General features: G+C 44.0%; 22 protein-coding genes, 1 tRNA gene and 1 other RNA gene. 23 read left to right on the top strand and 1 reads right to left on the bottom strand.

Translation table 11 applies throughout. The features are described 5' to 3' along the window. Nucleotides 1-72: 72 nt before the first annotated feature. The 12 genes from VZT47_RS01060 (at nt 73) to rnpB (ending at nt 10,863) form a co-directional block, all read left to right on the top strand. Complete coding sequence (locus tag VZT47_RS01060; RefSeq protein ID WP_330223118.1) at nt 73-501, top strand: flavodoxin; 429 nt, start codon at nt 73-75, stop codon at nt 499-501. 68 nt (nt 502-569) lie between these two features. Then, a complete protein-coding gene (locus tag VZT47_RS01055) occupies nt 570-1,007 on the top strand; it encodes a flavodoxin domain-containing protein (protein ID WP_330223117.1) in 438 nt (145 codons plus the stop codon). A gap of 65 nt (nt 1,008-1,072) precedes the next feature. After that, on the top strand, nt 1,073-2,248 hold the full coding sequence (locus tag VZT47_RS01050; RefSeq protein ID WP_330223162.1) for a pyridoxal phosphate-dependent aminotransferase: 1,176 nt from the start codon (nt 1,073-1,075) through the stop codon (nt 2,246-2,248). 190 nt (nt 2,249-2,438) lie between these two features. Further along, nucleotides 2,439-3,548 carry a hypothetical protein gene (locus VZT47_RS01045; RefSeq protein ID WP_330223116.1) on the top strand — a complete coding sequence of 370 codons (1,110 nt, stop codon included), beginning with the start codon at nt 2,439-2,441 and terminating at the stop codon, nt 3,546-3,548. Nucleotides 3,549-3,592: 44 nt separating this feature from the next. After that, complete coding sequence (locus VZT47_RS01040) at nt 3,593-4,390, top strand: undecaprenyl-diphosphate phosphatase (RefSeq protein WP_330223115.1); 798 nt, start codon at nt 3,593-3,595, stop codon at nt 4,388-4,390. 140 nt (nt 4,391-4,530) lie between these two features. Further along, nucleotides 4,531-5,259, top strand: coding sequence for an ATP-grasp domain-containing protein (locus tag VZT47_RS01035; RefSeq protein WP_330223114.1), 729 nt, complete (start codon nt 4,531-4,533; stop codon nt 5,257-5,259). 136 nt (nt 5,260-5,395) lie between these two features. Further along, nucleotides 5,396-7,192: a DNA primase gene (dnaG, locus tag VZT47_RS01030; RefSeq protein WP_330223113.1), complete on the top strand. Its 1,797-nt coding sequence runs from the start codon at nt 5,396-5,398 to the stop codon at nt 7,190-7,192. 57 nt (nt 7,193-7,249) lie between these two features. Then, nucleotides 7,250-8,377 (top strand): RNA polymerase sigma factor RpoD, encoded by a 1,128-nt coding sequence (rpoD, locus tag VZT47_RS01025; RefSeq protein WP_330223112.1) that lies wholly within the window; start codon nt 7,250-7,252, stop codon nt 8,375-8,377. A gap of 179 nt (nt 8,378-8,556) precedes the next feature. Next, nucleotides 8,557-8,633 (top strand) — tRNA-Ile (locus VZT47_RS01020). Between the two features lie 76 nt (nt 8,634-8,709). Next, nucleotides 8,710-9,393, top strand: coding sequence for a tRNA (adenine(22)-N(1))-methyltransferase (locus VZT47_RS01015; protein WP_330223111.1), 684 nt, complete (start codon nt 8,710-8,712; stop codon nt 9,391-9,393). Further along, nucleotides 9,390-10,436: a Nif3-like dinuclear metal center hexameric protein gene (locus tag VZT47_RS01010; RefSeq protein WP_330223110.1), complete on the top strand. Its 1,047-nt coding sequence runs from the start codon at nt 9,390-9,392 to the stop codon at nt 10,434-10,436. Before VZT47_RS01015 ends, VZT47_RS01010 begins: the two co-directional genes overlap by 4 nt. 81 nt (nt 10,437-10,517) lie before the next feature. Next, nucleotides 10,518-10,863: RNase P RNA component class A (gene rnpB / locus VZT47_RS01005), an RNA gene on the top strand. A 69-nt stretch (nt 10,864-10,932) separates the two neighbouring features. On the opposite strand, the gene VZT47_RS01000 is transcribed toward rnpB, so the two are convergent. Then, nucleotides 10,933-12,111 carry a nucleotidyltransferase family protein gene (locus VZT47_RS01000; RefSeq protein ID WP_330223109.1) on the bottom strand — a complete coding sequence of 393 codons (1,179 nt, stop codon included), beginning with the start codon at nt 12,109-12,111 and terminating at the stop codon, nt 10,933-10,935. Nucleotides 12,112-12,450: 339 nt separating this feature from the next. Here VZT47_RS01000 and VZT47_RS00995 point away from each other — a divergent pair, with 339 nt between their 5' ends. The 11 genes from VZT47_RS00995 to mraZ all read left to right on the top strand — a co-directional run bounded on the left by VZT47_RS00995 (nt 12,451) and on the right by mraZ (nt 23,514). After that, a complete protein-coding gene (locus VZT47_RS00995; protein ID WP_330223108.1) occupies nt 12,451-12,951 on the top strand; it encodes a hypothetical protein in 501 nt (166 codons plus the stop codon). Between the two features lie 47 nt (nt 12,952-12,998). Beyond that, on the top strand, nt 12,999-13,262 hold the full coding sequence (locus VZT47_RS00990; protein ID WP_330223107.1) for a DUF4321 domain-containing protein: 264 nt from the start codon (nt 12,999-13,001) through the stop codon (nt 13,260-13,262). Between the two features lie 150 nt (nt 13,263-13,412). Next, complete coding sequence (radC, locus tag VZT47_RS00985) at nt 13,413-14,096, top strand: RadC family protein (protein WP_330223106.1); 684 nt, start codon at nt 13,413-13,415, stop codon at nt 14,094-14,096. Nucleotides 14,097-14,208: 112 nt separating this feature from the next. Then, entirely contained in the window at nt 14,209-14,550 is a 342-nt protein-coding gene (locus VZT47_RS00980; protein ID WP_296953928.1) for a hypothetical protein, read from the top strand. A 225-nt stretch (nt 14,551-14,775) separates the two neighbouring features. After that, nucleotides 14,776-15,486: a precorrin-2 C(20)-methyltransferase gene (cobI, locus tag VZT47_RS00975; protein WP_330223105.1), complete on the top strand. Its 711-nt coding sequence runs from the start codon at nt 14,776-14,778 to the stop codon at nt 15,484-15,486. A 2-nt stretch (nt 15,487-15,488) separates the two neighbouring features. Then, the gene (locus VZT47_RS00970; protein ID WP_330223104.1) at nt 15,489-16,871 is read left to right on the top strand and encodes a cobyrinate a,c-diamide synthase; all 1,383 of its coding nucleotides are present in this window, start codon (nt 15,489-15,491) and stop codon (nt 16,869-16,871) included. A 1-nt stretch (nt 16,872) separates the two neighbouring features. Next, nucleotides 16,873-17,433, top strand: coding sequence for a cob(I)yrinic acid a,c-diamide adenosyltransferase (gene cobO, locus VZT47_RS00965; protein ID WP_330223103.1), 561 nt, complete (start codon nt 16,873-16,875; stop codon nt 17,431-17,433). Between the two features lie 213 nt (nt 17,434-17,646). After that, complete coding sequence (locus VZT47_RS00960; RefSeq protein ID WP_330223102.1) at nt 17,647-18,879, top strand: aspartate kinase; 1,233 nt, start codon at nt 17,647-17,649, stop codon at nt 18,877-18,879. A 63-nt stretch (nt 18,880-18,942) separates the two neighbouring features. Continuing rightward, nucleotides 18,943-21,870 (top strand): insulinase family protein, encoded by a 2,928-nt coding sequence (locus tag VZT47_RS00955; RefSeq protein WP_330223101.1) that lies wholly within the window; start codon nt 18,943-18,945, stop codon nt 21,868-21,870. Beyond that, a complete protein-coding gene (gene gluQRS / locus VZT47_RS00950) occupies nt 21,870-22,817 on the top strand; it encodes a tRNA glutamyl-Q(34) synthetase GluQRS (RefSeq protein WP_330223100.1) in 948 nt (315 codons plus the stop codon). Before VZT47_RS00955 ends, gluQRS begins: the two co-directional genes overlap by 1 nt. Nucleotides 22,818-23,082: 265 nt before the next feature. Beyond that, nucleotides 23,083-23,514 carry a division/cell wall cluster transcriptional repressor MraZ gene (gene mraZ / locus VZT47_RS00945; protein WP_330223099.1) on the top strand — a complete coding sequence of 144 codons (432 nt, stop codon included), beginning with the start codon at nt 23,083-23,085 and terminating at the stop codon, nt 23,512-23,514. The last annotated feature ends 23 nt before the right edge of the window (nt 23,515-23,537 follow it).

Below are 23,537 nucleotides of genomic sequence, written 5' to 3'. Positions count from 1 at the left end.
AAGAGCTGTTTGAATCAGTAAGATAAAGAAGTAAGCAAATTTTTAATTTTGCATTGACAGGAGGAATTTTAAATGGCAAAGATTGCAATTGTATATTGGTCCGGTTCCGGTAATACGGAAGCTATGGCTCAGGCAGTAGAAGAAGGCGCAAAAGCAGCAGGCGCAGAAACAGAACTGAGTTTCGTCAGCGATACTTCCGCTGCAGATGTGGCAGCATTTGATCATATCATCCTTGGCTGCCCTGCAATGGGAAATGAAGAACTGGAAGAATATGAATTCGAACCGTTCTTTGAAGAACTTCTCCCGCAGCTTGGCGGCAAGGTTGTTGCGATTTTTGGCTCCTATGCATGGAATCAGGGCGACTGGATTTTAAACTGGAAGAACCGTTTCGATGAAGCTGGAATTAAACTGGCTGCTGATCCGGTTAAAGCTTACAGCTATCCGGATGATGATGCACTGGAAGCATGCAAAGCTCTGGGTGAAACCGTGGCAAAGGCATAATTGAAAGCGGAAAAAGGGCGTTCTCTTCAGAGCGCTCCTTTTTTTACATGGAAAAGGAGGGTTTCCATATGAGAAATAAAGTGGCGGTGGTTTATTACTCGGCAACAGGTAATACAGAAGCTATGGCAGAAGCTGTGGCAGTCGGCGCGAAAAGAACAGGTGCGGAAGTAATTCTGGCCCCGGTTTCTGATGTGGATCCTGTCGAAATTGGAAATACTTGTCACCATATTATACTTGGCTGTTCTGCGTGGGGCGTTGAAGTGATAGAAGAGGCACAAATGCGGCCTTTTTGCGATAAGTTAAAGCCCTATCTGAAAGGCAAGATTATGGGGATTTTCGGTTCTTGCGGCTGGAGCCGCGGCGCATGGCTGAATTCCTGGTATAATGAACTTCATTTTGCGGGGGCCGTATTTCCCGCCCAGCCGCTTCTGGCTTATGGTTATCCGGATGAGCCCTCGCTGAAAAAATGCGAGGAACTTGGTGAAAAGGTGGCTTCTGCGAAGTAAACATCATTCCGTATCCCGATATGCGGAGTGTTCCTGTTATATTCTGAAGTAGAGAGGATTTAATGATGGATTGGGACTCAAAAGTCGCATCGAATATTAAGACCGTGGAATTTTCCGGTATCCGTAAATTCTTTGATCTTGCCAGCACGATGAAGGATGTCATTTCTCTTGGCGTGGGGGAACCTGATTATTCCGCACCAGAACCGGTAATTGAAGCCTGTATAGCCAGCTTGAAAAGAAAAGAGACATCATATACTTCCAATTGGGGCCTTCTTGAACTAAGAAAAGAAATCGGCAAACTCTTTGAAACCCGTTATGGTGTGACATACAATCCGGATGATGAAATCATGGTGACGGTCGGGGTTTCTGAAGCTATTGGTGCAATCCTGACTACCATTTTGAATCCGGGGGATGAGGTCCTGATTCCGGACCCTGCTTATCTGGCATACCCGGCCTGTGTTTCTATCGCTCATGGGAAACCGATTCTTGTTCCTACTTATGCCAAAGATGGATTTCGCCTGTCTGTGGAAGAACTTGAGAAAAATATTACACCCGGAACAAAGGCCATACTCATCGGATATCCGAATAACCCTACAGGCACAGTCATGGATAGAGACTCTCTTGTTACAGTTGCGTCTTTTGCTGAAAAACATGATCTGATTGTCATTTCTGATGAAATTTACTGTGACCTGACTTATGAAGGAAAACATACCTGCTTTGCATCTCTTCCCGGCATGCGCGACATGACTCTTGTCATGAATGGTTTTTCTAAATCCTATGCCATGACAGGGCTCCGGGTTGGCTATATCTGTGGACCGGCACAAATCATGCAGCAGGTATATAAAGTTCATCAATATGAAATTCTCTGTACAAGTGTGACCAGTCAGTATGGTGCTATTGCCGCACTCAAATATTGTAATGATGATGTGAAAGCCATGTTCAGGGAATACGAGGCTCGAAGAAATATTGTTTATGATGGTTTGTGCAGAATGGGGCTTTCTGTGGTTAAGCCCCAGGGAGCATTTTATATTTTCCCGGATATCAGCGTGACCGGTATGAATGATGAGGAATTTGCGGACCGGCTCCTGAAAGAGGAAAAGGTCGGCGTTGTACCGGGAAGCTGCTTTGGCCCCCAGGGGAAAAATCATATCCGTATTTCATATGCGGCAAGTCGTGAAAATCTGGTGGAAGCCTTGGAACGGATGGCCCGTTTCGTTGATAAACATAGAAAATCTGAATGATTTCGGGATTATGTTTCCTTACAGAAATGAATCCGGAATGATTTATATTTTAGTGCATAGGAAAATTTTCAGGTAAGTTGAAGCGGCACTGCCTTTTGGGCAGTGTCGTTTTCTGCTTGACAGATAGATACAGGGCAAGCATAATAAGGTGTATGGTTTGAGAAGTGAGGTGACTATCATGAGATTCAGTATGAAAAATGTTTTGGCCGCTTTATCTATTTTGGTGTTATTTCCGCAGGGATTCCTGTATGCCGGGGCAGAAGAACCGCCCGCTCTGCAGGAAAGAAATGGTTCTTCTCATGATGAAAGTCCTTTGGGAGCACTTTCCAGATCAGTTTTAAATGAAGATGATGCCAATTCCCAGAGGGGCAGGGCAAAAGAGAATCATCCGGGTCCCCTTGATTTATCTCCTCTTGGAAGTGCGGATTTTGGCATCGGGGGAATCTTCCTTGAGGATTCTTTGAAGCACAGTATCGAATTAAAAGGGACGCCCGATTCTATAGCAAGAGGGCCTGTTATGGAAGAGTACAGTTGGAAAGGGCTGGAAATACGACGGTATAATCCGTTTCTGTTGAAATATACTGGACGAACGGATCTGCCTTCCGATTTCAGCTCTATCCGGCCGGGAATTACGGAAATCCGGCTGGCTGAAGGGGAAGGATGTACGCCCAGAAATACAGGAATCGGAACGAGTCGGGAAGATGTGCTTCGCGGCTACGGGAGGCCGAATCAGGTTCTTTGGAATGAAGCAGAAGGAAATTTTTATTTCAATTATTGGCGGGATAATCAGGAAATCGATTTTTCTGTGAAAGATAACCGGGTTTCCAATATCCGCATTTTTTTTAAAAATAGAAATATTACTCATCCGGCTTATCAGACTTCTTCTGCGAAGAAAGGCTTTCTGCCTGACAGGGATTTATACATTGCCGGTTTCAGGCCTGGAGACCGCTTTACAACTCGTGATTCAGGCAGCTGGGAAAAGAAAATTGCAAACCCTAAAGAGGAGATATGGTATTATGCCGGTTATGCAGTGCGGCTGACAGCCAAAGGGCAGGATATTTCGGCTCTACTCCTGACCGATAATCGCATGGTTACATCTCGTGGAATAACACTGGGTGATGATGTGTCTACGGTAGAAGCCGTCTATGGTGCACCTCAACGGGTCGAAATGGACGTCAGTGGAAGCAGCCCGAAAACTACTTATATTTATTTCTCTCACGGGGGGAAACGCATATTGATGTTTGGATTCCTGAATAATAAGGTGGATGGTGTAATCAGTACTTTAAATCCGAAGCATTAAGATAGATATTTTCCTGTGAATTTTACCGTTTATCGGGGTGTAATGTGTACGAATATTTTTGCGCTTTCATTGTAGGTATTGTGGAAGGATTTACGGAATATATTCCGGTATCTTCTACGGGACATATGATCATTATTGGTCATATGCTCGGCTTTGAGGGGATACTGGCAGATCTTTTTGATGTCTTTATCCAGCTGGGCGCCATTCTTTCTGTGCTGGTGGTATATCATAATAAGTTTACTTTCATTCTGAATACGCATCACTGGTTCCGGAAAAAGGGGCCTTCTGTTTTTAATCTTTGTATTTCCATGTTTCCTGCATGTTTGATGGGGCTTATCTTTCACGATTTTATTAAGAATTATCTCTTCAGTCCGACAACTGTCATCGTGGGATTGATTCTTGGCGGCATATTTATGATTTTTGCTGAAAAAATTCGAAAGGGAAGGGCTTTTACTGTTACCAAGGTAGATAAAATTACTACGAAACAGGCTTTTATCATTGGGCTGTTCCAGTGCCTTTCCCTGTGGCCCGGATTTTCCCGAAGCGGCAGCACGATTGCCGGCAGTCTTCTCCTTGGTATTTCCCGGAAGGCGGGGGCTGATTTCACGTTTATTATGGCAGTTCCCCTTATGTTTCTGGCCTGTTTTTACGATTTGTTAAAAGTCATTGGGAGTTTATCATTCTCAGATTTAGGAGTGCTGGCAGTCGGTTTTGCAACCGCTTTTGTTGTGGCATATATTTCAATCCTGTGGTTCTTGAAATTCCTTAATACATCCACTTTAACCGGCTTTGCCGTTTATCGGTTCCTTGTGGCAGCATTTGCTTTAGTTTATTTCTGGTAATTGGAAAAGGATATTCCTTTGGGGGATATCCTTTTTTATCCTGTATTTATGCAATTAATATATGCAGTACTGGTAAAAATATAACTTTGATGATATCATTAAACATATAGTAGTGTATTTTATTCTTCCGGAGGAAGTCCATGAAAGCTTTTATCCGCATCAGCCATACGGGAGAGTTTTATGACCCCGGCTGTTACTATGCTTTTGCCGGTTGTAAACAGATGGGAATACCCGTTGTTAAATATAAGGCTGTTTATTCGATTACCGATAATGCCCCGGAAGATCCTGTGATTGGTACTGTTTCCGATGTGGAGGTGGCACTTGAGCGTTTTGGCATTAAACTGGTTCCTCTTGATTATCCCGAAGAACTGATGTCTTTTACAGGAAGAAAGATTTGGAAATCCACTCTTTTTACGATCACCAGCCACCCGGATGACTGGCATGTATTTGTCAAACCGGTAGAAGACATCAAGCGCTTTCGTGGGACTGTTCTTGATAAATCCGAGGATTTGATCAAACTTGGCGGCGGTCTGGAAGATATAGATGTCTGGTGCAGTGAAAAGGTAAATTTTGTTTCTGAATGGAGATTGTGGGTACTTAAAGGTAAAATTGTTGGTCTCACTCCATATAGAGGCCGCTGGGATGTTTTTCCGGATCCCAAAATCTTAAAGGAAGCCGTCAGGGCATACCATACGCAGCCGGCGGGATATGCTATTGATTTTGGCATAACGGAAACAGGAAAAACGCTTCTTGTAGAGGTTAGTGATGGTTATTCTCTCGCCAGCTTTGGCCTGCTGCCGCAGGTTTATATGAGTATACTTTCAGCCCGCTGGAGCCAGTTGACCGCCGGCGCAGCCGTGAAAAATTAATTGAATTCAGATGATATTTCAGAAGCACCGATAAGTGAGTTATTTTGATTCCCTTAAACATCGGTGCTTCCTTAGTCTGTTTTTATTATGGAATAATTATTTATTGTAACGAATAGTCGGGATTCCAGGGAGAATTATGGCACATTTTGATAAGGAATTTCTGCAACGATTAAGAGATAACATCAATCTGGTAGATTTGATTGGTTCTTACATAAAGCTGCAAAAGAAAGGGCGGTATTACTTCGCGTCCTGTCCTTTTCATGGGCCTGAAAGAACCCCCTCTTTTTCCGTTTCTCCTGAAAAGGGGTTTTATTATTGCTTTGGATGTCATGAGTCCGGTAATGCCATCGATTTTGTGATGAAGATGGACCATCTGAATTTTGCGGAAGCTGTTGAAAAGCTTGCACAATATGCACACATGGAAATTCCACAGAAGGAAATCACGCCAGAAGAAAAGGAAAGAGCGGTTCTAGCTCAAAAATTATATAATACCACCGAGCTGGCAGGCTCTTATTTCCATAATTGCCTAACGCGGACACAGATGGGAAAGGTCGGACTTGATTATTTCGCAAAACGGCATCTGTCAAGAGAAACCATTGATCAGTTCAAGCTCGGCTTTGCTCCGCCGGACTGGCATCGCCTTTATCAGGATTTTACGGAAAAAAAGAAAATTGATGCCGGTATCCTTGTTAAATCCGGGTTATGCGGCTATAAAAACGGGCATTATTTTGACATGTTCCGAAACCGCTGCATGTTTCCCATCTGGGACCTGAAGGGGCGGATTGTGGCGTTCGGCGGGCGGGTCATGGATGACAGTAAACCTAAATACTTGAACTCGCCGGAAACTCCTGTTTTTAATAAGAGAAAGCTCCTTTTCGCCATTTATCAGGCTCTTCCTACGATTCGTAAAAAACGGCAGGCCATTATGGTGGAAGGATATATGGATGCTATTTCTCTTCATGCTCACGGAGTAACAAACGCAGTGGCATCTCTGGGAACTGCGTTTACTATTGAGCAGGCGCGGCTTCTCAAAAAGTACGCTGACGAAGTGGTATTCAGTTATGATATGGATGATGCCGGGCAGAATGCCACGAAGCGGGCACTGGAAATTGCAGCTCCCACGGGCCTTAAGCTGCGGGTCGTTCATCTGGGAGAGGGCAAGGATCCTGATGAATTCGTGAATCTTCATGGTGGAGAGGCTTATCTGGAGGCGGTAAAGCAGGCGGAACCGGCTATTGATTTCCTGTTTCATTCTCTGCTGAAGCGGTATGATAGTACTACTTTGGATGGGCAGCACAGCATTCTGGAGACGATGTTTTCCATATTGCTTGGGCAGGGGGATACATTTCAGTTTAATTCCTTCATCAAAAAAATGGCCAGGGCCATGCATATGGATGAAGGGATGATTCGAAGCGAAGCTCTTGTTTATTCCAGAAAAAATCATTCCAGGGTTTATATTTCCCAGAACGTTCCTTCAGAGGCGGAGACAATAGATAATAACCCGGATAAAAAAAGGCAGAAAATGCTGGAAGCGGGTTTGTTGAATTACTGCATCAATTATCATTCTTTTCCGGAAGGCTGGGAGGAACTGGATGATTATCATTTTGCAGATGACTTTTATGGGAAGGTGGCAGATATTTTAAGGGAATTGAGCCGGAAGGGAATATCTTTTTTTGACGGGGCAATTGAGGAAAACCTGGCGGAAGAAGATATATCCAGATTTGCCGAGCTTCGAATGAAAGAAGATGAGCCTGGACTGGTTCCCAAAGAAGAATATATTATCCCTTTGAAAAAAATCTTTCTTCAGGAAGAATACCGGATGCATACGAAACGTGCACAGGAACTGATGGTAACTGATCCGGAAAAGGCCAGGGATGAGCAGCTCCTGTGTATCCGGCTGAGCAGGGAGATCATGGCGCTGGGAAAAGCGTGATCGGTTAAGGGATAAATTTATTTTTTAATCAGCGGCCTTTTCGGGAGGGGAATTTATATGTCTGAATCGTCTATAATACCGGATAAATGGCTTAGTGACTTAAAGAAAAATTCAAAAAATGGAATCATATCCAACAGGGATATCATGCATCTGGTCGAGAAAAAAGACTTGGGTGAGGATGAGCTGTCGGCACTCTACGAGGCACTTCATGACGACAATTATGAAATCAGTTTCGATATAGACGTTTCTGATGAGGAACTGGAACTTATCGAGAGTGAAATAGCAGAATCCGAAGCTGAAACCGAAGCATCTCCGGATATGGATGCCTCTTTAACGATTGATGACCCCGTTAAAATGTACCTGAAGGAAATAGGAGCTTTAAAGCTTCTTGACAGCGAGGAAGAAATTGCTTTGGCAAAAGCCGTCCAGAAGGGAATGCGTCATGACGCAACAGAAATAGAAAGAGCTCAGGCAAAAGCGGCAAAACAGGAATTAGCTGATAGAAATCTGAGACTGGTTGTGTCCATTGCAAAAAAATACCTGGGTAGAGGACTTCAGTTTCTTGACCTGATTCAGGAGGGAAATCTTGGGCTTTTAAAGGCTGTAGATAAATTTGACTATACAAAAGGATATAAATTCTCCACTTACGCCACCTGGTGGATTCGTCAGGCCATAACCCGGGCTATTGCCGATCAGGCCCGTACGATTCGTGTCCCGGTACATATGGTGGAAACAATCAATAAGTTAAACCGGATATCAAGACAGATTCTTCAGGAAAAAGGTCGCGAGGCTACCAATGAAGAATTGGCTAAGGCTATGGGGGTAACTGCGTCCAAAATCCGGGAAGTCAAAAAAATTGCACAGGACCCGATTTCCCTGGAAACTCCAATTGGTGATAAAGCAGATTCCCATCTTGGGGATTTTATAGAGGATAACGAAGCAATAGCTCCGGATGATGTTGCCGGATCCATTCTGCTTAAAGAACAAATCAATGAGCTTCTTCAGGAACTTACAGAAAGAGAACGGCAGGTCCTTGAACTTCGTTTTGGTCTGAAAGATGGTAGAACAAGGACTTTGGAGGAAGTGGGGCGCTATTTTGATGTAACGCGGGAAAGAATCCGTCAGATAGAAGGAAAGGCCCTTACAAAGCTTAAAAAATCGGCCAGGACTCTGATTAATCAGTGATAACTTATTATCCGGGAATCAGGGAATCCATATCTGTAGATAAGGGCAGTTTATTCCTGCCTAATGGGATTCTCCGGAATGGAGAAAGGGAATGCTTCATGTTTAGAGGTATTGCCTGATTTTGTAAATCCTTGACGCGTTGGGGATTAACTGCTAAAATAACATAAGTTGGTGAATGCGGGCCCATAGCTCAGTTGGTCAGAGCCGACGGCTCATAACCGTCTGGTCCCAGGTTCGAGCCCTGGTGGGCCCACCAATTTTAAATTTTTAAGCTGAGCAGAGGCTCAGCTTTTTATTTTGAATATTTATCAATTAGATCTTATTGAGGATATATGAAACTGACGCCGAGATTATTGAAGATTGCAGAAATGGTTCCGTGTTCGGAATCTATGGCTGATATTGGAACTGACCATGCTTACCTGCCTGTTTTTTTGCTGGAACAGGAAAAGATCCGGAGGGCTGTTGCCTGTGATATCAATAAAGGCCCGCTTCAGCGGGCGGCATCCAACGTAGCAGAACGGGGAAGAATGGGTGATATCGAGCTGCGTTTGGGCAGCGGTTTTGAACCGCTGATCCCTGGGGAAGTGGACGGTGCCGTAATTGCTGGAATGGGCGGACTTATGATGATTGAAATAATGAGGCATTCCCCCAATATTGCAGCTTCTTTTCAGTGGCTGATTCTCCAGCCCCAGAATCATGTGGCAGAGATAAAGAAATATGTTTGCAGTCATCATTTCCGGATTGTGAGGGAATGCCTTGCTCGTGAGGGAAATCAGTTATACGAAATGATGGAAATTATTCCTGGCAAGGCCGAGCCGGTCACACTTTTTGAGGCGGAAATCGGGGTTACCAACGCATATAAACAGGATCCCCTGTATCCGGAACATATCAAGAAATTGATCAGGAAAAGGAATTTCCTCATTGATGGCATAGCGGTGGATACTGATAATGAGACCAATCGGCAAAAAAGAGAAATGGCCGTGATTGAAAAGAAAAGACTGGAGGAACTGTTATGACTGTACATGCCGGTGACGTAATTTCTCTGATGAATGAACTGGCTCCGCAGGAGCTGGCTGAAAAGTGGGATCATCCAGGTCTGCAGATCGGGAATCCGGACAGACCGGTAGATAAGGTGCTGGTATCCCTGGATGTCACGGAATCAAATGTTGATTATGCCATCAGACAGGGAATATCCATGATTATTTCCCATCATCCATTCCTTTTTCACCCAATCCAGAGCCTTGATTTGAGAACTGCAAAAGGACGTATGATAGAAAAACTGATTAAACATGATATCCTGACCTTTGCCGCCCATACGAATCTTGATACAGCTTCCGGTGGTGTCAATGATGCTCTGTCGGCAGCTCTTGATTTATCTGATCTGGAAGGACTTGTTCCCGGTAAAAAATATAAATCATTCAAAATTGCCGCCTATATGAGTGCGGTTAAAGCCCGGCAGTTTCATCATGAACTTCAGGTAAAATACCCAGAAGAATCAGGTCATTTCTATCTTCTTGACGATGAAGATGACTTTACGGCGGAAGAGAAAATGGAATTCAATATTTCCGAAAAAGCTCTGCCTGCTGTTCTTTCTGATTTGCACAGGATTTGCGGTCCTGTCCATTACGATATATATCCTCTTGAGAATAATGGGAAGCGGGAGTTTATGGGAAGGATTGGCAGCCTCCCCTCTCCTTTGCCTGGCAGGAAGGCTCTGGAATACGTAAAGGAAAAACTGGGGATACCGGTATTGCGTTTCTGTGGAAATACTCAAATTACCGTAAAAAAAGTGGCCGTCCTGGGCGGTGCGGGAAGCGAATTTGCGGCACTGGCAAAAGCCCGTGGGGCCGATTTGTATGTGACGGGAGATCTTAAATATCATGAAGCCCAGGATGCGGCTTCGATTGGACTTCTTGTGGCAGACGCAGGTCATTTCTATACGGAACGAGTCATTATTTCCCGCCTTGCCGGAGAGCTCAGGAAAGAAGCTAAAGTAAGAGGATGGGATATCTCTATCATTGAAGATTCTTCAGCTGTCGATATTTTTGGCCAATTGTAAAAAGCGGAGTTTATCAGCTCAACAAATCACTGCTTCAATATATGTTGAATTTTTCCCTTCTCCGTGCTATACTCTAACACGCGAGCAGGAAAGATGATTGCGGGCCGTAAGGCGTGAGGAAAGTCCGAGCTTCGCAGGGCAGGATGCCGGATAACGTCCGGCGGGGGTGACCCCAGGGAAAGTGCCATAGAAAAGGAAACCGCCACACTAGTGGTAAGGGTGGAAAGGTGCGGTAAGAGCGCACCAGCAGTCGGGAGACCGGCTGGCTTGGTAAACCCCATCTGAAGCAAGACCGAATAGGGAAGGGTTGAGGCTGCCCGCTGACCTTCCGGGTTGCGTCGCTTGAGCAGTCAAGCAATTGGCTGACTAGACAGATAATCATCACCGCTTCGGCGGTACAGAACTCGGCTTATTGAATGCTCGTACCAGAAAAGGAAGTAGAATCCGTGTTGATTCTACTTCCTTTTTATAATTGAAATATTCAATTGTCTGGAATTTATGAGATGATGACAGGGAAATGGTAAAAATCTTCTCTGCCGGATCGTCTTTTCTCTGAATCAATGCAGCAGGCTCTTATATCACTGGCAGAAATATCCATTTCCAGCTGCTTTACCAAAGGCGCCGGCAGACTTTTAAGTCCGCGGGCAATACTTGTGATGACAGGGATATCGTTTTGTTTAATTCCCTTTAACAGCGAACTTTTTTCTTTTTTCATGGCAAGAAGTCTTGCATAAAAGGGAAAATTCCTTTCGGCAAAAGGAGAGGGAATTTCATTTGTCAGCAGCAGACAGGCGCCAATCCGTCTCAGACGGCTGTAAAGATAACGTTTGCTTTTAATGGAGTCCAGCATTTCTGAATAAGTATTGCATTGGGATTCCCGAAACCATTTATTTTCCAGGCCTTCTTTGAACAATCCTGAGGATGACAGTTTATGGGGAGAATAAAGCCTTGATATAAGGTGGCAGGCATCCTCATATCGCTTATAATCTGTATAATTTCCTTCATCTAAAAGACCCATGACCTCCGCGTATTCATCACAGGGAAGATCGGTGGTATCATGATGCAGCAATATGTTTTTACGGATAAGGGAAGCAGATATATTATGCTCCATATCCCTGTGGCAGACAATAATATCCATCTTAAGGCCATATGACAGGATCGTCTCCAGATAGCGATATCCGAGGAGATTATTGGGCTTTGTCAACTCCCTGGCAAGGGAAGGTGAATGTTTCTCCATGGCATCGTAGGATGCCTGTGCATAGGAATGACCTGTTTTCAGACTGGCTTTGAAAGTGCTGTGGTATTCATCGGACCGTGAGAATGATACAGCTTCTTCGAGTTCTTTTTTATTCAGGGATTCTGTAGAGAAGGCGATGGCCCTGCAGCCAAACGAGGCCAGTAATCTTGCTCCTGCCTCTGCAAAGCGGTCAGCACTCTGGAGGACTGATAAAACAGGAAGTTCAAAAACCACATCAACGCCGTGCCTGCATGCCCAGGACGCACGGCTCCATTTATCAAAGAGGGCAGGCTCTCCCCGCTGAACAAATGAGCCGCTCATAACTGCCACAATGGATGAGTGCGGGTAAGTGTGTTTTATAGTATGTATCATTCCTGCATGGCCATTATGAAAAGGATTCCATTCTGCCACAATACCTATCATCGCCGGATCTGTCATTTTTTACTGTTCCCTCCCTAATTTATTATCATTTTACCATAGCTGGCGGAATTTAAAACAGCAGGATGGGATACCGGATTCATGGATAAGCTGAAAATAAAAAATGTGGAAGGAACGGTTTGACAGATTGGGGCCTTACCGATAATTCTGCCAACCGGTTTCACGATATTTCCTGTATCATACGAACCGTATTGATATGGTATAATAAAAAATAAATTCTTGATCCTATATCTGTTTTAAGTTATGGAAAGTGTTGAAACAATGTATTTGAAAAAAGTCAGGACTTTTTTATCCGCCATGTTTATATGCGGCACTCTGATGCTCTCGGGATGCGGCACCATGAATGCGAATGATGATTTTATTTTCGGTAAAAACCGCATCCACTGTGCGGGCGAGACCATTACCATAGTCACGCCATTTGAGCTGATTTCCGAAGGGAAGCAGGTTGATCTGGGAAATCGGAATGCGATCCGCGTCAATGCGGAAGGACACAACAATAATCTGCAGATTCTTGTGACCGGTAATGCGGTATCAGAAAATTATAACGTGGAAAAGCTTTCCGGTGATGCAGTGAATGTTTTAAAAAATAATCCTTCTCTCTCTGATTTGAAGACGAAAGAAAATACCGTAACCGTTGGAAATACAGAAGGTAAACTCCTTACATTTACTTTTACGGAATCGGGAAACGGGCATAAGACGGCCCTGACGGTTAAAGAGTATATATTCAGCGGGAAGAATACGGTCTGGCGGGTTATTTATCAGTACAGGTCTGGCGATCAACTTGGAAAAGAACTCGCCGACCGGGTAGCAGGACAAATTACATCAGGCAGTGAATTTTAAAGATCATATTTCTGTTTGATGTACTATTTTATAAACAGGAGAGTTTTATGCACTTTTCAAAGGGCTTATTTTCTTTATTTCTCTTTCTGGCTGCCGGCGCACTGATTGGCGGCATTGTAAGCCAGCTGATCCAGGGGGCTGACTTTGTCGGTCTCATGCCTTATCTGACCAGAACATACGAAATATTTGATATCAAGGACATCTTCCTGAATCTGGGAATATTGCAGTTCCATTTTGGTATCCGGTTTGCGCCAAATCTGATCAGTATTCTGGGAATTCTGATTGCCGCCTGGATTTATCGAAAATTTTAATGACATAGTCTGGAAATCTTATTCGACAGGACTGATGGCCGGTGCTTTTGTCGTTCTATGTTTTGACGTTCCTATACTGTTAGTTATTTCCTTGTAATCCCGTATTCATCCGTTTCATTCAATTGATTCTTAAACCGGGGTGATAAGATTATGCTGATAAGAGAAATGCGGACGGAAGACAAGCCGCGGGAAAGATTTGCCCAGTCTCCGTCCCTTGCCAGCAATACGGATCTTGTGGCGATTCTGCTTCGAACCGGCCGACAGGGGCATTCTGTTATGGAAATTGCAAAGGAAGTTGTGGATATGCTTGAAACAACATCCGGCATTAACGGTTACGAAGATCTGAACTGGCGGGATCTGACGGATATCAAGGGAATTGGTCCGGATAAGGCGATTACGATTTGTGCTGCTGTTGAACTGGGGCGTCGACTTTCCTTCCTTTTTGACAGGCGGAAGCTGATCAGTTTCAATACTCCGGACAAAGTTGCTGATTTCTTTATGGAAAAGCTGCGTCATGAAAATCAGGAACATTTTATGGTTTCTTATGTGAATGTCAAGAACCGGCTTTTGGGATTTCAGGAAATTACAAGGGGAAATCTGAATGCTGCTCCTGTAGATATTAAAGAGGCCATGAAATGGGGTATTCGTTATAAGGCTTATGGTCTTATCCTTGTACATAACCATCCATCCGGATATCCGGAACCGTCCAAAGAAGATATTTCTGTAACAAAGGCTTTCGCGGAAGCTTCAAAACTTCTTGATATGCAGGTGCTTGATCATGTAATTATCGGGGATGGGACTTTTGTCAGCCTTCACGAACGGGGATGCCTGTAAATGACAGTCTATTCGATATATGGGGCGTAATGCATAATATTTTCTGCATATGGTCATTTAAGATGTTATAATAGGTAAGGTTAAAATTCTTTGTAAAGGACAGGTGTTTTCTATGGAAGAAATGGAAAAAGGAAAAAGGTATTCTGCTGAATCCAAAGGTTATAATGATAAAATTTATGAAATCCGGTTTATCCCTGTTATGGAACGTCCGGAATATCAGGAGGGCCCGACAAGGGAAGCTCTGGAAAGATTGAAAAAAGAAATGTCCGACAAGGATTTCGAAAAATATATCAATAACAGTCTTGCCCGTGTCACCTATGATGGAAGCCGGCTGCTTCTGATTACAACTTCTGAAATTTACCGGACCATGCTTTATGGACCGTTCTTCAATGTAATCTGCAAAGCATTCAATGTTGGTAATTTCCGTGTTGTAAGCCAGGTTAATGGATATTGAAATCAGTTTTGCTTTTATTTCATGATTTTGCTGTGGATGATCTTTTCATCCACAGTTTTTGTTTTATTGGGTTTTAGAGGTTTTAATCTCATATAATTAGTACATCAGGCTATAAATTATTTTGGATATAGTGGAAGAGTCATGATACAATAATACATATTAAATAGTAGGATCATGAGCATTTATTTAAAAATGCATCGTGAAAAAACTGAATGGAGGAACCATATGAAAAAGGGAAAATTATTTGGAATCGGTGTAGGACCGGGAGATTCAAAACTTCTGACCGTCAAGGCAGTGGAAGCAATACAGAATGCGGATATGATCATTACGCCAAAGACGGAGAAGAAAGAGGGCTCTGTTGCCTTTAATATCGCTAAGCCTTATATTTCTGAAAAAACCGATATTCTCCCCATGGTTTTCCAGATGAATACGGATATGGATGCTGTGGAAAAACAGTGGAAGGAAAACAGAAAGATTATAGCGGAAAAACTGGATGAAGGAAAAAATCTGGTATTCCTGACTCTTGGTGATCCCATGCTTTACAGCACATATATGTATATTTTTAATGAATTCAAAGATTCTGATGATTATGAGGTCGAGACAATTCCCGGTATTCCTGCATTTCTGGGAATCGCATCCTATATCGGCCTTCCAGTTACTGAATGGGAAGAAAACGTACTGATTATTCCGGCTACGGCCGATCATGAAAAATTTGACAAGGCTCTTGCGGCCTCTGATAATGCGGTCATTATGAAAGTTTACAAGAGCTTTGCTTTTGTTCAGGAAGAACTCAGAAAGCATCATATGATCAAAAGGGCAGTGATGGTTTCCCGGGCAGGATTGCCGGATGAAGTTGTACAGAGAGACATTGACAGTCTTCCAGCTGATTACAAACCGAATTACCTGAGTACGATTATCGCAAAGAGAGATGACTGATTATGCCTGAACTGAATCGTCCGCGCATTGTAATTGCCGGTACTAACAGCGGCGTCGGGAAAACAACAATCGTAACGGGACTTCTAGCCTATCTTCATTCTGTCGGATTTTCCGTACAGCCTTTCAAGGTAGGACCGGATTATATTGATCCCGGGTTTCATGGTCTGGCTGCAGGGAGGAATTCTTATAATCTTGATACCTGGATGAGCCCGGCAGAGCATCTTGTCTCCAATTTTGCATACCTGTCAGAGGGAGCGGATATTTCCATCGTTGAAGGGGTTATGGGCCTTTATGACGGGGGCGCCAACGGAATCAGTTCTACTGCAGATATTGCAAAACGTCTGAAGGCTCCGGTCATCCTTGTGCTGGACTGCAAATCCGTAGGTTACAGCATTGCAGCCACTGCCCTGGGATTTCGCGAATATGATCCGGATATTCAAATAGCCGGGGTGATCCTGAACCGTCTCGGCTCGGATCGTCATGAGGCTATGGTTCGAGAAGTTATGGATAAAATCCATATGCCGGTTATTGGCGCCTTCCATCGGGATGAAGGACTTAAAACCCCGGAACGGCATCTGGGACTTACCCCGGTGACTGAGATTGAGACATCGAATCTTATTCATCATATGGGCGAAGATGCAGGCAAATGGGTTGATACCGAAAAATTGATGGAGATAGCCAGAAGTGCTCCACCTATCCCGGTAATGGAAGAAAAAGATATAAATATAAAGAAATATGTCCGGATTGGTGTGGCCAGGGATGCCGCTTTCAGCTTCTATTATCCTGCCAGCCTCCATGCTCTGGAAAAACTGGGGGCAGAACTTGTGGACTTCAGTCCTGTTACAGACAAGTCGGTTCCTGATGTAGATGGACTTGTATTTGGCGGGGGATTCCCGGAAATGTTTCTTAACGAACTTGAGGGGAATATTTCCATGAAAGATTCCATCCGTAAAGCAGCAGAAGATGGAATGCCGGTTTATGCAGAATGCGGCGGGCTCATGTATCTCTGTGATAAAATACAGGGGTTTGACGGGCATCAATATGAGATGGCAGGCCTTGTACCGGGAATTTGTGAAATGCAGAAAACGCTCCAGCGGGTAGGTTACGTAACCGGTAAAGCGCTCCGGAAAAGTATTATTGCAGACCAGGGGGATATCCTGAAAGGCCATGAATTCCATTTCTCCCTTTTGCGCTGTGACGATCAATTCCCCTGGGCCTATGATCTGCAGGGAACCCGGCAGGCAGCTCCTCATCAGGAGGGATACGCTTATGAAAACGTCCTGGCCAGCTACCTTCATCTTTCCTTTGAAGGGAATCCAGAGGCTGCCCGGAAATTCCTGAAGTCCTGTGAAGCTTATAAAATCAGGAAATCGGGAGGAAAATAAGATGGAGAGTTTGCAAAAAGGTCTTGTCTTGATTAATACGGGTACCGGCAAGGGAAAAACCACGGCCTCTTTAGGAACTGCGATCCGTGCGTGGGGAGATGGACATAGGGTTCTGATTCTCCAGTTCATCAAGGGTGCCTGGAAGTATGGTGAATTAAAAGCCATAGAAGCTCTTGGAAATATTGACGGACGTATAGAAATCCGTCCTATGGGAGACGGATTCGTATTTCATAATAAAAAAAATCAGACAGATGAGGAATCTTTTCAGAAAAAGGCGCTACTGGCACAGAAAGCCTGGGCCATGGTCACAGAAGAAGTGATGAGTGACCGGTGGGACCTTGTCATTCTGGATGAGGTCAATTATGCTATCCATTTCGGCATGATCTCTGCCGGAGAAGTCTCTGATTTGATCAGGAACCGTCCCAAGCGATTGAATATGATATTGACCGGGCGATATGCTCCGCAGGAACTCATTGACCTGGCCGATACTGTGACGGAAATGACACTTGTAAAACACGCTTATCAGCAGGGGATTCATGCCAGAAAAGGGATTGAATTCTGAAAGACCTCTTCTGGAATTTTATCCGTTCTTTGTTTTGGGAAGATAATGCCTTTTTAAATGAAGACAGAGACTTTGACGATCTGCCCCTCTATTGATGCGGTTATGTTATAGGAATGGTAGGGATTTATAACAATTCATCTTTACAGGATATCAAGGGCATGATAAAATTCTAAAAGTTATAGGTAGTAATTACTTGTTGAATGAGGGATGTAAATGGCACTTTATGTAAAGAAATTTGGTGGCAGCTCGGTAGCTACGCCGGAAAAAATGCTGAATATTGCCAACCGTGTGCTCCGCGACAGGAAACCGGGGGATAAGATTGTCATTGTTGTATCCGCAATGGGAGATACGACTGATGATCTGCTCGATCTGGCTTCTCAGGTTTCGGATGTGAATCATGGCAGAGAAATGGATATGCTTCTGGCAACAGGAGAGCAGAAGTCCATTGCCCTGATGGCTATGACTTTCAGGAAATTGGGAGTTCCATCAATTTCTTTAACCGGTCCTCAGGCAGGAATTATTGCCGGTGGAGCATATGGAAAAGCCCGGATTGACGATGTAAAACCGGATCGGGTATTCAGAGAACTGGAGGAGGGCAAAATCGTTATCGTAGCCGGCTTCCAGGGAATCATGCCCAATGATGATGTGGCTACACTGGGTCGTGGTGGTTCTGATGCCACGGCTGTAGCTTTGGCTGGTGCAATGCATGCAGATATGTGTGAGATTTTCACTGATGTGGATGGTATTTATTCGGCTGACCCACGGCATGTCAAAGGCTGCATTAAAATGAAAGAAATTACCAATACGGAAATGCTTGAAATGGCCAGGCTTGGGGCCGGCGTCATGCAGCCAAGAAGCGTTGAACTTGGAATGAAATATCACATTCCGATTCATGTAAGATCCACATTTACCGATGAAGAAGGAACCATTATCAGGGAGGTTTGCACGATGGAAGGCAAAAATGATTCTGTAAGAGGCGTTGCTCAGGATGCGCATGCTGCCCGTATAGCGGTACTGGGACTTAGAAATATTCCAGGTGTTGCTTATACGATTTTCTCTGCTCTGGCAGAAGATAATATTACCGTTGATATGATTGTCCAAAGCGTCAGAAATTCCAATGATGACAAGACGGATATCATTTTTACCATTGATGACACCGATCTGGATGACGCTAAGCGGGTTTTGGAACAGATGCGTGATGAAGGAAAACTGGATGAAGTCATTTATGATGATGACACCGCTAAAGTTTCCGTTGTAGGTGCAGGTATGCTCGGGACACCAGGGGTTGCTGCCCGCATGTTCGGTGCCCTTGGCAGAGCGAATATCAATATTGATATCGTCAGCACTTCTGAAATCAGTATTTCCTGCCTTATTTTAAGGAAAGATCTGGATAAGGCTGTTCAGGCTATTCATGATGAGTTCTTTCCCCAGGCAAAGTCTGAATAATCTGACTTAATGAAAAGCACAGGTTTATGCCTGCGCTTTTTCTGTTCATTATGGGAGGTTTTTATGAGATGGAAAAAAGGAGACCGGGTCCACGGGTTTTGCGTGACCGCCGCGTCTCGTATCGAAGAAGTTAATTCAGATGCATATCAGATGGAGCATATTAAAAGCGGTGCCAGACTAATGTATCTGGATAATGATGATGATAACAAGGTTTTTTATATCTGTTTCAGGACAACGCCGGACAATTCCAAAGGAACGCCTCATATCATGGAACATTCCACCCTTTGCGGATCCCGCAAGTATCCCTTGAAAGAGCCTTTTGTTGAACTCGCCAAAGGTTCACTGAATACCTTTTTAAATGCTATTACCTGGCCGGATAAGACCATGTATCCGATCGCCAGCAGAAATGCGGTGGATTTCCATAATCTTATGGATGTTTATCTGGATGCTGTTTTTTACCCTGACTGTATCAAAAATCCTCAGATTCTTATGCAGGAGGGCTGGCATTATGAACTGGAAAATAAAGAGGCACCTCTTTCTTATAATGGCGTAGTATACAACGAAATGAAAGGAGCCCTGTCTACTCCGGATGCCATTGTTGAAGGTAAGGCCATGGAAAAACTTTTCCCGGATACTACCTATGGTGTGGAATCCGGAGGAGATCCTGAACTGATTCCGACTCTTTCTTTCCGGGAATTTACCGAATTCCACCGTCGTTTCTATCATCCATCCAACAGCTACATTTATCTTTATGGGGACATGGATATCGATGAAACGCTGAATTATATCGATCATGACTATCTGTCTTCTTTTGACAGGAGAAATGTGGATTCCGGCGTCCGGACGCAGGCTCCTCTCTCCGGGCGGGTTTCCTTTGTCACGCCCTATGGGGTGGCTGAAAATGACAGCCTTCAGAAAAAGGCCATCCATGCGTTGTTTATTGCCTTCAATGATCACATGTCCACCATGGAATCACTGGCGTTCCGTATCCTGAATTATGTGCTTATTGATGTGGATGGGGCCCCACTCAAACAGGCTATGCTCAATGCAGGGATAGGCAGTGATCTTTCCGGTGATTACTGCGACAGTTATAAGCAGCCCGTATGGACGTTGGAACTCACTGGTTCAGAGGTTGAAGATCAGGAACGGTTTGCCCAGATTCTTGATAATACTTTAAGAAATATCGCATTAAAGGGAATCGATAAAGATATGCTTGAGGCGGCACTTAACCGCACTGAGTTTACAGCCCGTGAAAATGATTATCAGGGGCGTCCGAAAGGCCTGTTCTATGGCGTCCGCGCTATGGATATGTGGCTTTATGACAGAAATCCATTTGATGCGCTCCGTTATATTGATGATATTGATGCTCTCAGGAAAAACATCAGGACTAATTATTTTGAAAACCTGTTAATCAAGTACATTATCAAGAATCCTCATCAGGTTCTTGTTACTATGAAACCGGAGAAAGGGCTGACAGAAAAGGTAAACCGGGAAACTGCAGAGAGACTTGCTTCATTCAAAAGCAGCCTCAGCGATCAGCAGCTTGATGAAATTATTGAATCTACCAGACTTCTCAAGGAAAGACAGGCTTCAGGGGAAACGGAAGAAGCTCTCAAGACCATTCCGCTTCTTTCCAGAAATGATCTTAATCGTGATGTAGAAGAAGAAAATCTTGAGAAAGACACCATATCCGGAATCGACCATTACCATTTTGACGTACACACAACGGGCATTACTTATGTCAATCTTTATTTCAAACTCTCCAGTCTCGCAGAGAAAGACATTCATTATGCCATTCTTCTTTCAACCCTGCTGAGAGGTCTCAGCACTTCGAAACACAGCTATGGAGAACTTGCGAGGTTGTCCAATGCCTATACAGGGGGGATGAGTTTCTCCGTTGGTTCATATGGGGATATTGATAGTGATATTGACTATATGCCGGTACTCACTGTAAGAGCCAAGGCTTTAACTTCTAAAGTGGACAAGATGATGGATCTTTTGGGTGAAATCATTAATCATACCCTGTTTACTGACATGAAAAGGCTGAAAGAACTGCTCCTTCAGGAAAAATCGGAATGGGATATGACTGCTTTTTCAAGGGGACATGACCTGGTTATGACCAGACTGTCGTCTTATTTCTCCAGAAGAGGCGAATTCTCAGAACAGGCAGGTCTAAGCTATTATTATTTCCTGTCCGACCTTGTACAAAGATTTGATAATGACCACGAAGCTTTGGCAGAACGACTGGAAAACCTTGTCCGTAAAATTTTTACCAGAAAGAACCTTTTCTTTGAGACGATTGGTGAAGAGGAAGAACGCAGGGCCGTTGTCAATACATTGCCACTTATTACAGAGGACCTGCCGGATGGACAGACTTCCGAATGCCGCCATCTCGATTTTGCTCCGGCATTCATTAATGAAGCTTTCCTTACATCCGGAAAAGTTCAGTATGTTGCAAAAGGTGGAAACTTCAAGAACCATGGTTTTACCTATAGTGGTGCTCTTGCAGTTATGGAAACTATTCTCCGATATGAATACTTGTGGAAAAAGGTTCGTGTCCTTGGGGGCGCCTATGGTGCTTTTACCAGATTCCTCCGAAATGGCAACTCCGAACTTTGTTCTTATCGGGATCCCAACCTTGCGGAAACCATCAGGATTTACGAAGAACTTCCGGAATACCTGGAAAAGCTTGAGCTCTCTGAAAGGGAAATGACCAAGTACGTCATTGGCACAATGGCCGCTTCGGAAATTCAGTTGACTCCGTTTATGAAAGGCGAAAGAGCAATGACGCACTTCCTTACTCATAATACGAGGGAATCCCGCCTGAAAATCCGGAGTGAAATTATTGATTGTACGGTAAAGGATATAAGAAATCTGGCTCCTCTTGTGCGCAGCGTGATGGAAGATCCCTATCTCTGCGTAATGGGCAGTGAAGAAAAGATCCAAAAGAACAAAGAACTTTTCCGTATCGTCCAGTCCATGCCTGATTGATGGAAATAAGGACCCGGTTTGCACCAAGCCCCACCGGTTATATGCATTTAGGAAACCTTTGGATAGCCTTTTTGAACTGGATGTGGACGAGACAGCATAGAGGCAGAGTTATTCTTAGAATAGAAGATATCGACCGGCAGCGATGCCGGGATATCTTTACCCGGGGAATCCTGCATGATCTCGAATGGATGGGGCTGGATTATGATGAAGGGCCGGAAAATCAGTATTCTTACGGAAGCACTGTACAGAGTCATAGACTTCCGGTATATGACCGGATACTTCAGTCTTGGGCTTCATCGGGAAATATCTATCCCTGCTATTGCAGCAGAGCCAGAATTCATCAGATTTCGTCTGCTCCTCATGAAGGGGAAGAGAGACCGGTATACGATGGTCACTGCAGATACCTGACTACGGAAGAACGGATGCGGTTTCACAAAAAGCCATCCTGGCGATTAAAAACCGAGAAACATGATATTTCCTTTGAGGACTTGTTTTTCGGTGAACAGTCCAGGGCAATTCATCCTGGGATGGATGATTTTGTCGTGAAAAGGGCAGATGAAATGATTTCCTATCAGCTTGCCGTTTCCGTTGATGACGGGGCAATGGGGGTTACCCATGTCCTGCGTGGAAATGACCTGATGGACTCTACATTTTTTCAGGTCTACCTTTTAAAAATGCTTGGCTATCCGATTCCTGCCTATGGACATCTTCCTCTTCTTACAGATCCTTCCGGTACAAGGCTGTCGAAGAGACAGCACGGAATAACGATTCGGGAACTTCGTGATGATGGATTAACTCCTGAAGATCTGATTGGCTGCATGCTTTACTGGGCAGGTGCTATATCGGCGATACGACCGATAACTCTATCGCAAGCACTTTTAATTCCTTTTGAAGAGTTAAGGAATTTAAAGAATAAACATATCATTATAGTGAGACCTGAAAAATAAATCTGAATCGGAAAGACCGCTGAAGATTTCGCGGTATGGAAATCCTCCACTTTGAAAAGTGGGGGATTTTATTTTGCCATAAATACGGATAATTTTAAAAAATATGTTGGGAAATTTTTTCGTTCATTCCTGAAAATTAGGTATTTATCGAATAAATGGAGATTATTTCCCATAGAAATTTCAATCCCCAAACAAAATTTTTTCGTTGTTTTAAAGTGGGGGAATGTGGTAAAATGTGGGTAAATGTGGAGGAGGTGGAAGGATTATGTTCATGAATCAGTATTCTCATACAATTGATACCAAAGGACGCATGATCCTTCCCGCTAAATTCAGGGAGGAACTGGGAAATACTTTTGTACTGGCTCCGGGGCTGGATCCATGTCTGAATATTTTTCCGAAAGAGCGTTGGGATGCATTGATTGCCGGGTTTCAAAAGCTGCCGTTTACTAACCATAATGTTAGAAAAATTATGAGGCACCTGATTGGCAGAGGCATGGAAATGGAATGTGATAAACAGGGGCGAATCCTTATTCCTCAGCATCTTCGTGCTTTTGCACAATTAAAGAAGGATGCCTGCATTGTTGGGACAGGACATATTATAGAAATTTGGGATCCTGTTCTGCTTGATTCGGATGAAAACTGTGGAGAATCCATGGCTGATATAGCAGACTCACTGGAACTGCCATTAAATTTTTGAATTGTGATTACGGGGGCGGCTTT

The sequence above is a fragment of the Dialister sp. genome (genome assembly GCF_036343215.1).
GTDB lineage: Bacteria > Bacillota > Negativicutes > Veillonellales > Dialisteraceae > Dialister.
This window is presented reverse-complemented; position numbering and strand designations above follow the sequence as displayed.

Bases quoted from the DNA above. Each gene is read 5' to 3' on its own strand.
- VZT47_RS00955 (WP_330223101.1), top strand. From the start codon at position 18,943: ATGAGATGGAAAAAAGGAGACCGGGTCCACGGGTTTTGCGTGACCGCC.
- VZT47_RS01045 (WP_330223116.1), top strand. From the start codon at position 2,439: ATGAAAAATGTTTTGGCCGCTTTATCTATTTTGGTGTTATTTCCGCAG.
- VZT47_RS00980 (WP_296953928.1), top strand. From the start codon at position 14,209: ATGGAAGAAATGGAAAAAGGAAAAAGGTATTCTGCTGAATCCAAAGGT.
- cobO (WP_330223103.1), top strand. From the start codon at position 16,873: ATGGAGAGTTTGCAAAAAGGTCTTGTCTTGATTAATACGGGTACCGGC.
- VZT47_RS01060 (WP_330223118.1), top strand. From the start codon at position 73: ATGGCAAAGATTGCAATTGTATATTGGTCCGGTTCCGGTAATACGGAA.
- VZT47_RS01000 (WP_330223109.1), bottom strand. From the start codon at position 12,111: ATGACAGATCCGGCGATGATAGGTATTGTGGCAGAATGGAATCCTTTT.
- rpoD (WP_330223112.1), top strand. From the start codon at position 7,250: ATGTCTGAATCGTCTATAATACCGGATAAATGGCTTAGTGACTTAAAG.
- VZT47_RS01035 (WP_330223114.1), top strand. From the start codon at position 4,531: ATGAAAGCTTTTATCCGCATCAGCCATACGGGAGAGTTTTATGACCCC.
- VZT47_RS01050 (WP_330223162.1), top strand. From the start codon at position 1,073: ATGGATTGGGACTCAAAAGTCGCATCGAATATTAAGACCGTGGAATTT.
- VZT47_RS00960 (WP_330223102.1), top strand. From the start codon at position 17,647: ATGGCACTTTATGTAAAGAAATTTGGTGGCAGCTCGGTAGCTACGCCG.
- radC (WP_330223106.1), top strand. From the start codon at position 13,413: ATGCTGATAAGAGAAATGCGGACGGAAGACAAGCCGCGGGAAAGATTT.
- VZT47_RS00970 (WP_330223104.1), top strand. From the start codon at position 15,489: ATGCCTGAACTGAATCGTCCGCGCATTGTAATTGCCGGTACTAACAGC.
- gluQRS (WP_330223100.1), top strand. From the start codon at position 21,870: ATGGAAATAAGGACCCGGTTTGCACCAAGCCCCACCGGTTATATGCAT.
- VZT47_RS00990 (WP_330223107.1), top strand. From the start codon at position 12,999: ATGCACTTTTCAAAGGGCTTATTTTCTTTATTTCTCTTTCTGGCTGCC.
- cobI (WP_330223105.1), top strand. From the start codon at position 14,776: ATGAAAAAGGGAAAATTATTTGGAATCGGTGTAGGACCGGGAGATTCA.
- VZT47_RS01015 (WP_330223111.1), top strand. From the start codon at position 8,710: ATGAAACTGACGCCGAGATTATTGAAGATTGCAGAAATGGTTCCGTGT.
- mraZ (WP_330223099.1), top strand. From the start codon at position 23,083: ATGTTCATGAATCAGTATTCTCATACAATTGATACCAAAGGACGCATG.
- VZT47_RS01055 (WP_330223117.1), top strand. From the start codon at position 570: ATGAGAAATAAAGTGGCGGTGGTTTATTACTCGGCAACAGGTAATACA.
- VZT47_RS00995 (WP_330223108.1), top strand. From the start codon at position 12,451: ATGAATGCGAATGATGATTTTATTTTCGGTAAAAACCGCATCCACTGT.
- dnaG (WP_330223113.1), top strand. From the start codon at position 5,396: ATGGCACATTTTGATAAGGAATTTCTGCAACGATTAAGAGATAACATC.
- VZT47_RS01010 (WP_330223110.1), top strand. From the start codon at position 9,390: ATGACTGTACATGCCGGTGACGTAATTTCTCTGATGAATGAACTGGCT.